General features: G+C 62.4%; 15 protein-coding genes. 8 read left to right on the top strand and 7 right to left on the bottom strand.

Annotation, left to right across the window (positions count from 1 at the left end; all coding sequences use genetic code 11):
- Positions 1–38 precede the first annotated feature (38 nt).
- A complete protein-coding gene (locus J2J99_RS06710) occupies positions 39–449 on the top strand; it encodes a nuclear transport factor 2 family protein (protein ID WP_246638579.1) in 411 nt (136 codons plus the stop codon).
- A gap of 554 nt (positions 450–1,003) precedes the next feature.
- Here the strand turns inward: J2J99_RS06710 and J2J99_RS06705 are convergent.
- Positions 1,004–1,918 carry an SDR family oxidoreductase gene (locus J2J99_RS06705; RefSeq protein ID WP_168294233.1) on the bottom strand — a complete coding sequence of 305 codons (915 nt, stop codon included), beginning with the start codon at positions 1,916–1,918 and terminating at the stop codon, positions 1,004–1,006.
- A 90-nt stretch (positions 1,919–2,008) separates the two neighbouring features.
- Here J2J99_RS06705 and J2J99_RS06700 point away from each other — a divergent pair, with 90 nt between their 5' ends.
- Positions 2,009–2,569, top strand: coding sequence for a TetR family transcriptional regulator (locus J2J99_RS06700; RefSeq protein ID WP_168294234.1), 561 nt, complete (start codon positions 2,009–2,011; stop codon positions 2,567–2,569).
- A gap of 6 nt (positions 2,570–2,575) precedes the next feature.
- Here the strand turns inward: J2J99_RS06700 and J2J99_RS06695 are convergent, their stop codons facing one another.
- Entirely contained in the window at positions 2,576–3,058 is a 483-nt protein-coding gene (locus J2J99_RS06695; protein ID WP_168294235.1) for a YcgN family cysteine cluster protein, read from the bottom strand.
- A 195-nt stretch (positions 3,059–3,253) separates the two neighbouring features.
- On the opposite strand from J2J99_RS06695, the gene J2J99_RS06690 reads away from it, so the two are divergent.
- From J2J99_RS06690 to J2J99_RS06680, 3 genes are all read left to right on the top strand, one after another.
- Complete coding sequence (locus tag J2J99_RS06690) at positions 3,254–5,437, top strand: transglycosylase domain-containing protein (protein ID WP_168294236.1); 2,184 nt, start codon at positions 3,254–3,256, stop codon at positions 5,435–5,437.
- A gap of 291 nt (positions 5,438–5,728) precedes the next feature.
- Positions 5,729–6,316, top strand: coding sequence for a DUF1214 domain-containing protein (locus J2J99_RS06685; protein ID WP_168294237.1), 588 nt, complete (start codon positions 5,729–5,731; stop codon positions 6,314–6,316).
- Complete coding sequence (locus J2J99_RS06680; protein ID WP_168294238.1) at positions 6,309–6,857, top strand: DUF1254 domain-containing protein; 549 nt, start codon at positions 6,309–6,311, stop codon at positions 6,855–6,857. The genes J2J99_RS06685 and J2J99_RS06680 overlap by 8 nt, the downstream gene beginning before the upstream one ends.
- Here J2J99_RS06680 and J2J99_RS33900 read toward each other — a convergent pair.
- Complete coding sequence (locus tag J2J99_RS33900) at positions 6,854–7,036, bottom strand: hypothetical protein (RefSeq protein ID WP_168294239.1); 183 nt, start codon at positions 7,034–7,036, stop codon at positions 6,854–6,856. The two genes, J2J99_RS06680 and J2J99_RS33900, sit on opposite strands and share 4 nt — an antisense overlap.
- A 969-nt stretch (positions 7,037–8,005) precedes the next feature.
- Between J2J99_RS33900 and J2J99_RS06675 the strand changes: the two genes are divergently transcribed.
- Positions 8,006–9,055 carry a DUF2336 domain-containing protein gene (locus tag J2J99_RS06675; protein ID WP_207600955.1) on the top strand — a complete coding sequence of 350 codons (1,050 nt, stop codon included), beginning with the start codon at positions 8,006–8,008 and terminating at the stop codon, positions 9,053–9,055.
- A 20-nt stretch (positions 9,056–9,075) separates the two neighbouring features.
- On the opposite strand, the gene J2J99_RS06670 is transcribed toward J2J99_RS06675, so the two are convergent.
- The 4 genes from J2J99_RS06670 to J2J99_RS06655 form a co-directional block, all read right to left on the bottom strand.
- Positions 9,076–9,420 carry a DUF1491 family protein gene (locus J2J99_RS06670; protein ID WP_168294241.1) on the bottom strand — a complete coding sequence of 115 codons (345 nt, stop codon included), beginning with the start codon at positions 9,418–9,420 and terminating at the stop codon, positions 9,076–9,078.
- A 66-nt stretch (positions 9,421–9,486) separates the two neighbouring features.
- Complete coding sequence (locus J2J99_RS06665; protein WP_168294242.1) at positions 9,487–10,935, bottom strand: methyl-accepting chemotaxis protein; 1,449 nt, start codon at positions 10,933–10,935, stop codon at positions 9,487–9,489.
- Between the two features lie 112 nt (positions 10,936–11,047).
- Positions 11,048–12,001 (bottom strand): peptidoglycan-binding domain-containing protein, encoded by a 954-nt coding sequence (locus J2J99_RS06660; RefSeq protein WP_168294243.1) that lies wholly within the window; start codon positions 11,999–12,001, stop codon positions 11,048–11,050.
- On the bottom strand, positions 11,973–13,514 hold the full coding sequence (locus tag J2J99_RS06655) for a sensor histidine kinase (protein ID WP_168294244.1): 1,542 nt from the start codon (positions 13,512–13,514) through the stop codon (positions 11,973–11,975). Before J2J99_RS06655 ends, J2J99_RS06660 begins: the two co-directional genes overlap by 29 nt.
- A 453-nt stretch (positions 13,515–13,967) precedes the next feature.
- Between J2J99_RS06655 and J2J99_RS06650 the strand changes: the two genes are divergently transcribed.
- Both J2J99_RS06650 and J2J99_RS06645 read left to right on the top strand, forming a co-directional pair.
- On the top strand, positions 13,968–14,462 hold the full coding sequence (locus tag J2J99_RS06650; RefSeq protein WP_168294245.1) for a DUF5330 domain-containing protein: 495 nt from the start codon (positions 13,968–13,970) through the stop codon (positions 14,460–14,462).
- 415 nt (positions 14,463–14,877) lie between these two features.
- A complete protein-coding gene (locus J2J99_RS06645; protein WP_168294246.1) occupies positions 14,878–15,306 on the top strand; it encodes a SufE family protein in 429 nt (142 codons plus the stop codon).
- Positions 15,307–15,495 lie beyond the last annotated feature (189 nt).

The raw sequence follows: 15,495 nt of genomic DNA, 5'->3' as shown, positions 1-15,495 counted from the left end.
CACTACTCTTTCACTAATCGAAGAAAGGACCTAAACCCATGCACGATGATCGCGAGAACAATCACGGCATGTTAACCACCGAGCGGAACAAGGCGATCGTACTCGACTTCATCGAAAAGGCAGTCAACCTTGGCGATCTCGAGGCCGCCAGCCGATATTTCGGAGAGGCTTACATTCAGCACAACCCGAATATTCCGGACGGCATCGAGGGCTTCAAGGCCTATGTGCGTAAGTTGCGCGGTACCTTTCCCGCGGTCCGAGCAGAGGTGAAACGAATCGTTGCGGAAGGAGATTACGTTGTAGTGCATATGTTCGCCCAACGCGAACAAGGCGATGCGGGGCTCGCTATTGTCGATTTCTTCCGCCTGTCGGAGGGAAAATTGGTGGAACATTGGGAAGTTCGCCAAGCTGTGCAACAAAGTGAATTGCACGCCAATTGGATGGTTTGACCAAAGTAATAGGCGGCCTGCACCTACAGTAGCCTGTCGCACACCGGCATTGTAAACTTAACGGAAGTTGGACTTCGATGTGCGATGCTTAATTTAGAGCATGATGCCGAAACGTGTGAGCGGTTTTCGGACGACATCATGCTCTAACTCCATATTTAGAACAGGATTCAGATTTTAGGCCCACTGGGCCTAAATCATCTGTTCTTGAGCCTTTCCGGGCTAGATGAATCATTCTGTTGGCTCAAGCGGAGTCGGATGGTCGACCGGCCGGCGCGCGTCGTAGCCCGACTCTACGACCAAGCCGGCCGGCCCGTTTCAGCCAACCCTCCCGCAGATTTGCTCGGCAAATCTGCAAGACTCCAGAATCGCCCGACGAACTTATCGCTTAGCCACGGCGAAGCGGTGCGGCCGGTGGGCCGGGCATCTCTAGCCAGGATCAAAGGCGATCGGCTCGGACGTACTTTGAGGTATGCCCTTCGCCAATCGCCTTTGCCCTGACGAAAACCTGCACCGGCAGAATGCTTCAATCTAACCCGGAAAGGCTCTAAGAACGCTCAGCGGTAGCCAGTCACATCCGCTGGCTTGCCCGGCCCCTGCACTTCCATCAGGTAGCGCCAGCAATCCGGCCGGGACCCGTCGATGTCGTCAAAGCCGTAGACTTTGGCCAGCCCGCCGCTCGACAGCGACTGGCCGTTCCAGCGGGCGCGATCGGAATCGGCAGCGATCGCCGCCACCGCGCGGCCGACAAAGCGCGGCGTTTCGGAAATGGCAAAGTGCGGCTGGACCTTCGTCGCGTCGCGCCAGTTCGCCTCGCTGACGCCATAGGCCTCCAGCATCATTTCGGAGCGCAGCCAGCCGGGCGTGATTGCAATCGCGGTGGCGCCGTGCTTGGCCAGATCCTGGGCATGCGCCCAGGCCATGCGGGTGATGCTTGTCTTGACGAGGTCGTAAAAGGGCGACAGCCGGTAATGCGCGGCGTTGTATTCCGCCGTGCCGTCGGTGACCTCGACCAGCAGTCCGCCCGGCCGTTCGATCATCAGCGCCAGCGCGTAATGGGCGGTGATCAGATGCGTCTCGACGCCGAGCTGCAGCATGCGCAACCCCTTGTCCAACGAATGCTCCCAGACGGCTTTGTCCCATTCGAACAGCTTCTCGCAGCCCCAGATGTCATTGACGAGAATATCGAGCCTTCCGGACTCGGCCCGGATGCGGGCGACCAGCGCCTCGACTTCGCCGGCGACCAGATGATCCACCTGCACGGCAATGCCCCTGCCGCCCGCCGAGGTGACCAGCTCGGCCGTCTCCTCGATCGTCTCCGGCCTCGCATATTCGGATTGATGGGCGCGCGTCGTGCGCCCCGTCACATAAACCGTTGCGCCGGCCGCGCCGAGTTCCACCGCGATACCGCGGCCCGCACCGCGGGTCGCACCGGCGACCAAAGCCACTTTCTCCCGCAAGCCCGCTGTCATTTCGCCATCCTCCGAGTTAGAACCGACAAGCGCCCATTGCATATAAACGAATGTTCGTTCATAAACCAGCTGGATGCAAGAGGGAATTTCATGCCGCGCCGCCGTACCCTTTCCGATGAGCAGCTTCTCGCCATGGTGCTGGCGCTGATCCAGGCGGAAGGACCGGACGCGGCGACTTTTGCGGCGGTGGCGAAGGCAAGCGGCCTGTCCGGCTCGACACTGGTGCAGCGTTTTGCCACGAAGGCGGCGATGCTGCGCGCAGCCCTGCTCTATGCCTGGGACAGGCTGGATGCGGAAACGGCAAGGCTCGCCGAAAGCGTGCCGAAAACGCCGGACGGTGCGGTCGCGCTGCTGGTCGGCCTGTCGCAGGATTACGGCGACAATGCCGCCGCCTATGGCGAGGGACTGCTGCTGCTTCGCGAAGACTTCCGCGATCCGGTGCTGCGGGCCCGGGGCGCGGCCTGGGGCAAGGCACTAACGACAGTGATCGCCGGCTGTTTCGCATCGGCGCAAGCGCCGGAGACGATCGCCCGGCTGATGCTGGCGCAATGGCAGGGCTCGCTGACCTGGTGGGGTTTCAGCGCAGACGGGCCGGTGGCCGCCTATGTGGAGACGGAACTGCGGCGCTTTCTCGCCGCAGTGAAAGCGTGAGCCCGCTTACGCCTCTTCCTCTTCCTCGTCCTTCGCCTCGCCGACAGTCAGCGGCCAGTCGACGACGTAATCCTCGAGATCCTCGATATCGATCTCTGTTTCACTGATCGTGCGGCCGCGGGCAGAAATGCCGGCGGCATGAACCGTTTCGGGGTCACCGGAGACGAGCGGATGCCACCAGTAGAGATCGCGGCCCTCGTTAATCAGCCGATAGCCGCAGGTCGGCGGCAGCCAGGCGATGTCGGGAACATTCTCCTTGGTCAGCTGTACGCAATCCGGCACGAAGTCCCAGCGGTTCCCATAGCTCGAGCAGCGACAGCTCTGGCCGTCGAGCAGCTTGCAGCTGACCGAGGTGAAATAGATATCGCCGCTATCCCATTCCTCGATCTTGTTGAGACAACAGAGACCGCAGCCGTCGCAAAGGCTTTCCCATTCGGGGGCGGTCATTTCGGCCAGCGTCTTGCTCTTCCAGAAGGGCAGATTGTTCATCGTTCGTTTCTTGCAACAGCGGCCCGCAAAATTCGCGTGACCGCCACTCTACTCTCTTGTTATCCGCCACAAAATCAATCAATTCTTCAGCATGCTCCTGGTATCGGAGAGCTTTCAGGCCCATCGGGCCTCGCGCTTTCGCCGCTTTCCGGCGGCCGGACAGGAAGCAAGCGCGATCAGGCGGGAATACAGGACGTGCAGGATCCGGACAACCCTGAAAAAGGGCCTGAAAAAGGGGCAGAAAAGCAGGCGGCCGACACGGGCAGGCGGCCGGCGAAGAGCCGTCACATTCTGCTGCGCATCGATTCGTGGATCGATTCGACCGTCTGGAACGCCGGCTTCCGCGCCGCCGAGATCTGGGAAGACACCACCATCTTCTTCCGCCGTTTCCGCGTGCGAGGCTGGAAGCGCATCGTCTTCGAACTGGCCGGCGAAGGCTTGACCCTCGGCACGGTCGGCGCGGTGCTGATGCTGGCGCTTGCCCAGCCGGCCTTCGAAGCGACCAAGGAGGACTGGCGCAACCGCGGCGATTTCGCCGTCACCTTCACCGACCGCTACGGCAACGTCATCGGCCATCGCGGCGTCATCCATCAGAATTCCGTGCCGATCGACGAGCTGCCGGATTCGCTGATCAAATCGGTGCTCGCTACCGAAGACCGGCGCTTCTTCGACCATTTCGGCATCGACGCCATCGGTCTCTTCCGCGCCATGGTCACCAACGCCCAGGCTGGCGAAGTAGTGCAGGGAGGCTCGACGCTGACCCAGCAGCTCGCCAAGAACCTGTTCCTCTCCAACGAGCGCTCGATCGACCGCAAGATCACCGAAGCCTTCCTGGCGCTCTGGCTTGAGGCTAACCTCTCCAAGAAGCAAATCCTCTCCACCTATCTCGACCGCGCCTATATGGGCGGCGGCACCTTCGGCGCGGCGGCGGCGGCGCAATTCTATTTCGGCAAGAACATCACCGATGTGAACCTCGCCGAATCCGCCATGCTGGCCGGCCTATTCAAGGCCCCGGCCAAATATGCGCCGCATGTCAACCTGCCGGCCGCCCGCGCCCGCGCCAACGAGGTGCTGACCAATCTCGTGCAGAGCGGGCTGATGACCGAGGGCCAGGTGATCGCTGCCCGGCGCAATCCGGCCACCGTCGTCGACCGCAATCAAGTGGAATCGCCCGATTTCTTCCTCGACTGGGCTTTCGACGAGGTGCAGCGGCTTTCACCGCGCTTCCACCAGCATTCGCTGATCGTGCGCACGACGATCGACATGGGGATCCAGAAGGCGGCCGAGGATTCGGTCGAAACGTCACTGCGCGAATATGGCGAGGCCTATCACACCAAGCAGGGCGCCATGGTGATGATCGAGAATGGCGGCGCCGTGCGCGCCATGGTCGGCGGCCGCGATTACGGCGAAAGCCAGTTCAACCGCGCCACCAAGGCGCTGCGCCAGCCGGGCTCCTCCTTCAAGGTCTATACCTATGCCCTGGCGATGGAGAGCGGGATGACGCCGCAGACGACGATCGTCGACGCGCCGATCTCCTGGGGCAACTGGAGCCCGCACAATTACGCCAACCGCTATGTCGGCCGCATCACGCTCGAGACCGCCATCGCCCAGTCGATCAACACCGTGCCGGTGCGGCTCGCCAAGGAGAAGCTCGGCATCCAGCCGATCCGGGCGATGGCGAAGAACCTCGGGGTCGAAACGCCGATCCGCGACGACGTCACCATTCCGATCGGCACGTCCGAGGTGACGGTGCTCGACCAGGCGACCGCCTATGCCACCTTCCCGGCCGGCGGCTACCAGTCGCGCCGCCACGGCATCAGCCAGATCCTCGATTACGAGGGCGATGTGCTCTATGATTTCGACCGCGACGAGCCGGCCGCCAAACGCGTGCTGTCGGAACAGGCCGACGCCTATATGAACCAGATGCTGTCGCGCGTACCCTATGTCGGCACGGCGCGCAAGGCGGCTCTCGACAACGGCATTTTGACCGCCGGCAAGACCGGCACGACACAGGCCTATCGCGATGCCTGGTTCGTCGGTTTCACCGGCAACTACACCTGCGCCGTCTGGTTCGGCAATGACGACTACACCTCGACCAACAACATGACCGGCGGCTCGCTGCCGGCAATGACCTTCAAGCGCGCCATGGATTACGCGCATCAGGGGGTGACGCTGCGGGCCATCCCAGGCGTCGAAAATCCCCCACCCTCGAACAAGGAAGTCGCCAAGACGGCCGCCGTCAAGCCGCAGGACGGCTTGCCGCAACTCATCCGGCCGCGCATGCTCTCGGTACAATCGACGAATATTCTGAAAGACCTCGGCAAAAAGCTGAAGGAAGCAGCCCCGCTTACGCCGCAGAAGGTCGCGAGCGCGCAGTAGCCCAATCCAGGAGATCGGCGAGATCAGCCCCTCGCCTGCCGGCACCGTCCTTCGGCCCCCCGCTTGCGGCCGAGGAGATAGCGGCGACCTCTCCGTCCCTCGCTGAACGCTTGCATGGCACGTCCCCTCACCGCGTTTACGGGGAGAGGGTTAGGGTGAAGGTGAGAGGCAAGTCAACGGCGCGCTTGCGCACGCCTCTGGACAGATCGACGTCCATGTCGTCGCACGGCATTCCACCCTGCCAGAATCAGTGGTAACCCTTCCATCGGATATGGTTTCCAAGGTCATGACGTGTTTCGATTCCCCCTTTTCATCCTGATCACGCTGATCGTTGCCTTTGGCGGCGGGATCATGATTTCGCTGTATGCGCTGGATGCGACGCAGGGTTTCGGAGCGATCAAGCTTGGCGCCTGGGAGGCTTTTCCGGCGCTGCAGACAGTCGATGCCGATCCTTACGCAAAATCGCACCGGGCGCGCGCCGGCAAGCTGCTCTATGGCAGCGCCGAGGGGCTGACCTTCACGGCGAGCGTCGACGACGAGGGGGCGCGGCTGAATGCCGGTTGCCGCTACCGCATCAGCGGGCAGACCCCGCCCGCCCGGCTGTGGACGCTCTTTACCGCCGATAATGGCGGCAATCCGGCGGCGGTGAAGTCCGGGCTTCCTTCGGCGCTGAATTCCTGGACGGTGCTGCGCCAGCCCGACAGCAGCTTCTCGATCGAGATCTCCGCCGTCGCCGAGCCGGGCAATTGGCTGGCCCTGCCGCAGGCCGGCACTTTCCGGCTGGTGCTGACCTTGTTCGATACGCCGACGGCCGGTAGTTCCGGCGTGATCGACCTCGCCATGCCCAAGCTTACCAAGACCGGGTGCGGCAATGCTTAGGGTCGTTTTCGCCATCCTGACCGGCCTTTTCGGTGCAGCGCTTCTGCATCTTGTCATCATCCTTTCGCTGCCGCATTTCACCGGCAGGGACGCGGCGACCCGCATCGAGGCGGAAGGCGACCTCAACAATTTCTACCTGCTGAACGACGAGTATGACGAGGCGGGGCTTGCCAATGGCGATCCCTTTGTTCGCACCGCCGTCTGCTCCTTCGACGTCGAGGATGGGCCGGTGCATTTCACCGCCAGGGGCAATGTGCCCTTCTGGTCGATTGCCATCTACGACAGCGCCTCCAACGAGGTCTTCAGCATGAATGATCGGACTTCGGTCGGCGGCGCGCTCGATGTGCTGGCCGGCGGTCCGATCCAGCTGACGGACCTGCGCAAGAACCTGCCGCGGGAACTGCAACAGGCGATCCTGGTCGAAATGGCGCGGCCGGACGGTTACGCCGTGTTGCGGACGCTGGCGCCGCAGGCGAGTTTCGACGAGGCGGCGCGAAACTTCCTGACGGAAGCCGGCTGCGAGCAGTTCAGCGCCCGCTAAGGTTGAGCCACGTTACTTTTGCTGGCGCGCGGCGTGAGCGCCGGGCCATGTCTGGGGCTCTCAGCCAGCCGCTCGTAGCGGACGCCGGTGAACCAGAGGATCTTGGCTTCGCGGGGTTCCTTGTCCTGAGGACGCGGCGTCCGCGGTCGCCGATCCGCCAATGCGACTACTATTGCCATTCTCGTCTCCATGCACTGCCCGAGACGGATGAACTTGCGATGGATTTCACCCTGCCCGCCAATGTGCGGGCCGGCGCGTCCTGCGGTGCCGGCATGACCGAACCGAGGGCATTCGCGCCTTTCCCACGGCACCTGACTGAAATACCGTGATGCGGAGTTTCAACGATCCAAACACTCAAATCGCGTCGTTCCTGTCCGAATTGAGACACATGACAGTTAACAGTTTACTAATATTCAGCGATTGCCAAACACAGTTCCCGTCACTTCCTCTTCAACGCCTGAAACGCCAATTTGGTTTCATGCCGCCTGCGCGGGGTCCGGAAACCCGCCAAAGGATAAAATTAGATATAATTCATATAGTTGACGATGTAGAGACGACCGGCATGCCGAAAGCGGTGCGGGTGTTGCAAATATGCGTCAGCCCGACATCCGTTGCGCCGCCGCCCAGGATCGGCCTCGATCCGCCCTCAATCGGGAGGGCGGTTTGCAGCCATCGCCGACCGCGAATCTTTCCGGGTTCGAGCGACAGCGAAGGGCAACAGTCCGTGCCCCTTGTTTCTCCCTTTCTTGTCCGACGACCCCGGTGACGTAGCGCTGCGGCGCCGACGGCATATCAAGAGCGCGGGCCTTAAGACGCCGCCTGCGGCACCAAACATGATCCGCAGCGTAACGATGACTGCCGCGCAAAGCTGCTGCACACCGCACCCGAGGACAACAAGGCTACGATTTGCCGCGGTCGAAACAGCGATCGAAACCCGCCGCTGCAGCCCTTCAACAGCCACGGAATTTTCGTTGCCGACCATCAGGCCACAATCGCTACGTGTATATTTCTGTAGCATTTTAATAAAGTCTTCAACATCCATTAACCGTACCGGTGTAGGATTTGTTCATATCCGTGCGATCCGACAGGTGTTCCGCCAGCGCTATCGGCCCACGGTTCCCTTGGTTCTGCGTTTTCAGGGTGTGCATGTGCGTGACCGGTTTCGAGACCTCGAGGGCCCCTTGGCCGTCAGGAAAAAGGACGTGGTGTTAATGGCGACTGTCAGCAGTTTCGAGAGCCTGTCTCATCCGACACGATCCGAACTGCGCCAATTCGCCGAGCTTTTCACACCGCTGTTCCAGGCCTCCTCCGACGAAGCCAAGCGCCAGGCGGTCGCCGCCCTTTCCCAATGCCAGACCATGCCGGCAGCCGTGGCGCTATTCATCGGCAATCAGCCGATCGAGATCGCAGCACCCTTTCTTGCCGCCTCCAAGGCCATTGCCGACGACACGCTGATTACCATTGCGCGCATGCAGGGCGCAGCCCATGTCAAGGCGATCGTCAGCCGCGACTCGCTCTCGCCCAAGGTCATCGACGCGCTGGTAGCGTTGCGCCAGACCCAGCCGCGCTCGGCGCCCCCCGCAGCGCCGATCACAGAATCGGAGGCCGTGCCGCTGTCGCCGACCCGGGCAGAGAGCAACGAGGCCGAAGCGCTGGCGCAACAGCGTCTCGCCAATGAAGAGGCGTTGCGCGAGCGCATTCTCGACCTTGCCGGCCATCTAGGCCGCAAGGACGACGACAGGCTCGGCCTGCGCACGCTGACCGACATTCAGGAGGCGCTGCTGGTGCGCTTTGCCCGCTCGCGCGAGGCAACCCATTTCGCAACCGCGCTCGCCGACACGCTTTCCGCCAGCCGCTGGCTTGCCGAGCGCATCATGCTCGATCTATCGGGCCAGCAGCTCGCCACGACGTTGACGAGCCTCGGCATGGGCTTTCTCGACTCCGTCTTCGTGCTGGAACGGTTCTATCCGCACCTGGGCGAACAGCAGCATCATGTCACGCGCGCCTGGATGGTGCTCGATGCGCTCGATCCGGAAGAATGCCACGAAAGAGTAGAGGCCTGGCGGCGCGCCGACCGCTATACCTACAATCCGGAGGCGGCTGTTACGCCAGCGCTCGAGGAAACGGAAAGCCACCGCTTCGTCCGCCAGGCACCGGTGCAGCGCGACATGCGCATGCTCGGACGGCGGTCGCGCTGAGCTGACAAGCGGCCCAGATCTCAGCCATCCCGTGCGAGCGGGATCATGTCGCCCAATTCCTCCGCCTCCAGCTCGACGATCCACAGATCGGGATCGAAGCGACGTTCGCGCTCCAGCATCGCCCGCACCGCTTCCGGCTCGCTGCGCGCAAGACGGATTTCGAAGAGGCGATCGCGGATCTCGTCTTCGGCGAAGGCGGTCTGCGGCGCCGGTGCGTAAAGCGTCTCCAGGCCGTCGCGGAAGTGCTGGCGAATGAAGATCGCACCGGCCTCCTCGGCCCCCTTCTTCTCCACGGCGGCGAAATCGCCGCTGGCGAAGACGCGGCGCAGCAGGGATGAAACGAAGATGTCGGCGCGTAATCTCATCGGCGCGGTATAGACCGGCGCGCCGGTATCGGCAATCCGCAGTCAAATGATGACGATGACGATGCGTCAGACCTTGACCGCCAACCGCAATCCGCCCCAGTGGCGGCCCCTCACGGTGATCGGCGCGGAAATATCCTTCATCATCACGAAATTGCCGCCGCCCATGTCGCGCCGATAGGTCTGGACGAGGAAAGGCGCGGTGCTGCGGCCGGCTGCCAGGCCGACACGATCGGCGAAGATGCGGCGATTGCGGCAATTGGCAGTGTTCCAAACGGCATCGCCCGGCCGCTGCGGCTGCGAGAATTTCCGGTTGTGGGTCGGCAGATAGCCGTTTTCGTCGATCGCCGCGCAGAAGGCGACGCCCTCGTCCAGCGCAAGAACCGGTTCCTGGATCGGCGGCAGCAGCCGGTCGGTGAGCTCGGTGAAGGCGGCCATCATCTGAGCCGGGTCGGTGCCCGGTATCGGTTGGTAGCGTCGGTCGAAGAGGGCGTCGAGGCCGATCTGTCCCTCGGCGACGGCCCGTTCGAATGCGCCTGATATCTGCCTTGCCACCGATTGCGCCTCCTCGATCCAGCGGCCGTCGGCGGTCTTCACACCGGCGCTCGCCGTCAGCTGGACCAGGGTTTCGGAGAGACCGACGACGCTATCGACCCGTTTTGCCGCCTGCTGCAGGGCGACATTCGACCCGGCGACCTCGCCCGACATCTCGCTGAGCTTTTCGACGAAACCGGCGCATTGCTGGTCGACAGCCTCGGTGGTGTTGGCCATGACAGTCGAACTGTCGAGAATACGGGTGATGACATGTTCCATGCTTTCGAAGGCGCCGCGCATTGCCTCCGACTTGTCGCGCACGCCGGCGGCACTGTTGCGCGCATCGCCGCCGACCAACGACAGACGGTCGATCTTCACCCGCAATTCATCCAGCGTGTCCTGAATGGAGCCGGTCGCCTTCGAGGTTTGCAGCGAGAGGGCGCGCACTTCGGCGGCGACGACGGCGAAACCCTTGCCTGCATCGCCGGCGCGCGCTGCCTCGATCGCGGCGTTCAGCGCCAGGAGGTTGGTCTGGCGGGCAATCGTGCTGATTTCGTCGGCGATCTTGTCGACATCGGCCAGCGACTTCGAAAAGCCGGCGATCTCCTCACCAATGACGTTGGAGGACTGAACCATGTGACCGATCTCGGCGACGGAACCGGACAGGCGGTCGGCCGATTCCTTCAGCATCTGGCGGGCTTCGGCCGCCGTGCGGTCGGTCTCGCGCAGCGACAGGGCGACCGAGCGGTTGGTTTCGGCAATCGAAAGAGCGGTGCGGGTGACATGATCGAAGGCGGAGGCATGGCGCGCCGACATCGCCGCCATGTCCTGAATGGCACCGGCAATATCGACGAGATCGATGCCAAGAGTGGAGGCTTCCTCGGCAAGGCGCTGGAGGATGTGGCGCAACGCCTCACGATCAGGACCTTCCGCTTCGACCGCCGGTTCTCCGACCAGATCGTCTATCGCCTTCAGCGCATGCATGACCGACGTCCCCCCGCCTCTATTAGCAAAGCTTCGGACAACATGGTTAACAAGCTGCAAACAGCGCCGGCGTCTTAGACTTAGGTTGTAGCCTCGGGTTGCGCGATACGTCTCAGATCGCGCCGATTTCCTTGAGTTTTTTCAGCACCGCCTCGTTCGGCTCACCGTTTTCGGGCAGGTTGTAGTGCTTCTGGAAATGGCGGATGGCGGCCCGTGTCTGCTCGCCGGCAACACCGTCGACGCCGACATTGGCATAGGCCATATTGGACAGACCCTTCTGGATCTTCAGCACCAGGTCGACAGTGGTGAGCTCGCTTGAAGGAAGCTGCTTTACCGCTGATGGCGCCGTTTTGACCGTCTTTTCGGCGCTGCGGATCGCGGCGGCCACCGGGTCTTCCGCAGCCGCTTTCGAGCTCACATCCTCACGCGGCTTTTCCATCGGCACGGTCGAAGGCCCGGCAGCGTCGGTTTTCAGCGCGGCCAGTACTTCCGGCGTCGCCTCGCCGGTCTGGGCCATGCCGACGGTCTCCTGGAAGAAGAGGATGGCGGCGCTGGTGCGTGGGCCGATGATGCCGTCAGGGACACCGTTATAAAGGCCGCGACGCACCAGCTGCTGCTGGATGCCCATGACGAGTTCGCTCGGCTGCTGAGCCGGTGCGACCGGCGCCGGCGTCGCGCTGGTGATGGCGGCATCCTCCGGCCGTTCGATCCGGAAGGTGGTGACTTCGCCCTGCTGCTCGTCAGCCGGGCGGCGAGCGCCGAGCACGTTGGAAGACTGCGGGTCGCGGGTGCGGAAAATCGGATGCGGATGCAAGCCGGGCTGATACCAGAGCGCATTGGCCGCAACGAAAGAGAAGATGACGACGAAGGCGATCGTGCCGCCGGCAACCGACGGATTGCGGCCGATGACGCCGCCGAGCGCCGACGCGCCCTGGAGGCCGAGACCACCCAGCGCAGATGCACCCTGCAGGCCGAGGCCGCCGAGAGCGGCCGCACCTGACACCACAAGGCCCGGCTGCTGCCGTCGTTTTTTTCCCTTAGGCGATTTTCGCTTGCGCGCGGCCATCGAAAAGCCCCTCTTCCAATTCTACCCCTGTTTTGACCACGTCTTTCAGCCGCGGCGGAAACTCGACGGTCGCGCCCTGACCGGCATCGTCTGCCCGCCTGACGCCCGAACCGTCCACCGCGATCTCGATGGTGATGATCGTACCCTCACCCGGCTGGCTGGCGATAGCAAAATTTCCGCCATGCAGCGCCACCAGCCCCTTGACCAGTGAAAGGCCGAGGCCGGTGCCTTCGAAGCGGCGGGTGTAGTCGTTCTGGATCTGGACGAAGGGCTGGCCGAGCAATGCCAGCTTGTCGGCGGCAATACCGATGCCGGTGTCGCTGACCGTCAGCTTCAGGATGCCGTCGCGGGCCGCCGCATCGACGGAGACGACGCCGCCGGCCTCGGTGAACTTCACGGCATTGCCGACGAGATTGATGAGGATCTGCTGGATGGCGCGCTGATCGGCGACGATCTCGCCGAGGCCGCGCTGGATCCGGCTCGTCAGGGTGACGCCCTTGGTCTTGGCCTGCAAGGCCAGCATCGATTCGCAGGATCTGACGGAGGCCGATATATCGAAAGCTTCGAGGATCAGCTCGTAGCGTCCGGCTTCGATCTTGCTCATGTCGAGCATGGTGTTGACGACGGAAAGCAGGTGCGCGCCGGATTCGCGGACGAGGCCGACATATTCACGCTGGCGGTCGTTTTCGAACTTGCCGAAATATTCGCCGATCAGAATGTCGGAAAAACCGAGAATGGCGTTGAGCGGCGTGCGCAGCTCATGGCTGACGGCGGCGAGGAACCGCGATTTGGCATCGTTTGCCGATTCGGCGTCGGCCGCGCGGCTTTGCGCTTCGGCCCGCAGTTGCTGCTCGACGGAGACGTCGCGCAGCTGGGCGATGACGGCGGCGAGTTCGCCATCGGCATCGCGCCGGGCAGTCATATCCATTCTGAGATAAGCGAACTGACGCTGATCGCGCGAAACCGAAGGCCGATCGAGGCGCAGATCGACGCTTGCGGCATCCTCACCGCGGCGCAGCCCATCAAGCGCCTGCAGGAACAGGATGCGATCGGAGACATGCACCTGCTCCAGGAAGCCCCTGCCCTTCGGATCGCGCATCCAGGCGAGGAAATCGCGGCGGTCACGGCCGCCAATAGTGGCGACGCTGCCGTGCGGATCGAAGAACAAGACGAGGCCGGGCGTGACGCTCAGGAAGAAGTCCTCGGCCGACTGGGTGGCGATGCCGGCCGACGAGCCCTGGCGGGCCAGCGCAATGCTGCCGACGGCGGAAAAGAGGAAGGCGGCGCACACCATGGCGACACCGGCCGGCAAGGCGACGGCGGGGCTGGTGACCGCAGAAAGACCGACGGGCGCAGCGACGAGAGCGGCCGAGGACAGCAGGACGAGGCGGCGCAGAATCGCAAGCTCGCGCTGGCGCACGGCTTCGCCGCCGCCCGTCCGGGAGAGCCAGCTTGTCGCCGCCCGGTCTACGAGCGCCGTCACCCAGCCGCCAATGTCACTCAATACTCGCACGCAATACCCGCCCGAAAAAGGCTGTCTGTCGATCCGGACAATAGGCCCCCGCGACTTAAGGAAAGGATAAGGCAAAAGCGCTGTTCACAGTCGGAAAGGGTGGAAATTCCCGTTTTGAGGCATCCGAGAGCCCCTTTGCCTTTTGTGGTTAATAGCCGGTAAGCAACGGAATTCCCTCATATTTCAGCATGGCGTTAACTCCTGTGGCAAGGCGAGTGGCCAAAAGCCCTGCAATTGCAAGGAGGTGCTGCCCTGATGCTTAACGGCAATCGCTGGCATTCGATTTAAATGCGGCTCAAATCCGCTTCGCTACAATTTGAATTAAATTTGCCGCAAATGCGCGCGAGTTTCGAAAAGCGGCATTCGCAACTTGTCGATAGGGTGAAAGCACACCGGACAACCGGCCTGATTCGGCGAAAAGAACCGGACGGGAAAACAGGATGGGCAACGACAATGTGGTTTCTGATCAAAGGATCCTTCTGGTTTGGCCTTGTGCTCGTGCTTCTTTCCGTCTTCAGCACGGAGAGTTCCGACAAGCTCGCCAGCGGCCCCCAATTGCAGCTTTCGGACGCCTTTGCTGCGGCGAGCGGCGCCTATGACTATCTGACCGGCATGTGCTCGGAAAAGCCCGAGGTCTGCGCCAAGGGCGCGGAGACCCTGACGGCGCTCGGCTACCGGGCCCGCGAGGGCGCCCACGTCGCTTATGAACTGCTCGACAGCCAGTTCAGCGACGAGCAGGCAACGACCGCAAGACCCGCCGAAACGGCAAAAGGGACGGCACCCGCCATGCCCTCCCTCGCCGCTCCTTCCGTCCAGGAGAAGGTGCTCGAGGCAAAGGCTGCGCTCAACCAGCCGATGCCCTACCGTCCGCCGGTCGACGATGAAACGGCCGCCGAGACGGTGGTCACCGGCGCGATCCCGCTGCCGACGCCGAAACCGGCGATCTGACGACACTGCGGCGCGCCCGCCCGCAGCGCATTTCGAATTCTTTATTCTGTTGACGCAATTCCGGATAGAAACAGCTTCGCAGCCGGAATTGCCTGAACTTGCATCGGTGGTCCGCATGATGCGGAAATGCTCCATGCCTGACGTGCCTGCCCTGTTTAATTCAGCATCTTGCTACGCCGTGAGGATGCCCATCCCTCACGGCGTTTCTTTTAAGACCGCATCACCCGTGAAGATCCGCCGGGTCTTGCGCGGCATGCGCAAACAAAAAGCTGAAGCAAGAGCAAATCCGAGACGCTGCGACGCGCTTTAGCGGTTCAAATCCGTCGGTCTTTCACCTATATGCAGTTCTAGAGCATGTCCGGAGGCGAATTTGCCGTGCAGTTTCGCCGGCCATGCCAATGGTGAAAGGCTTTTTATGGCATCCCTCGACCAGATCATCGACGACTTTACCTTCCTGGACGATTGGGAAGACCGCTACCGCTATGTCATCGAACTCGGCAAGGCGCTGCCCGAACTGGCCGAGGAAAAGCGCACCTCCGAGAACAAGGTGATGGGCTGCGCCAGCCAGGTGTGGCTGGTAACGCACACGTCGGGTGATCCGGACAACCCAATCATGATCTTCGAAGGCGATTCCGATGCCCACATCGTGCGCGGCCTCGTCGCCATCGTGCTTGCCACCTATTCCGGCAAGCCGGCATCCGAGATCGCCGCGCTCGATGCCTTCGAAATCTTCTCGAAGATCGGTCTGGTGGAGAACCTGTCGTCGCAGCGTTCGAACGGGCTGCGCTCGATGGTGAAGAGAATCCGGGAAGAGGCGAAAGTCCGCGCCGCGGCCCGAACGTGATTCGATTCGGCCCGAATGCGTCGAGTATATTAACACTCGCTTATAGTATAGGAATACATTCTACGCCTCGCCTCGGAAGCATAAGATGCGGCGCCTCGTGATATCCCGCCTTCGCCAAATCCACTTGCGATAGGCGCAAAATAGTCTGACACATTATTTTTCCCGCCTGGAACAGGATAATGTCTGGCC

The organism is Rhizobium binae (assembly GCF_017357225.1).
Classification (GTDB): Bacteria; Pseudomonadota; Alphaproteobacteria; order Rhizobiales; family Rhizobiaceae; genus Rhizobium; species Rhizobium binae.
Note: the sequence above shows the minus strand (reverse complement) of the source record. Positions and strands in the feature narration are given on the sequence as shown.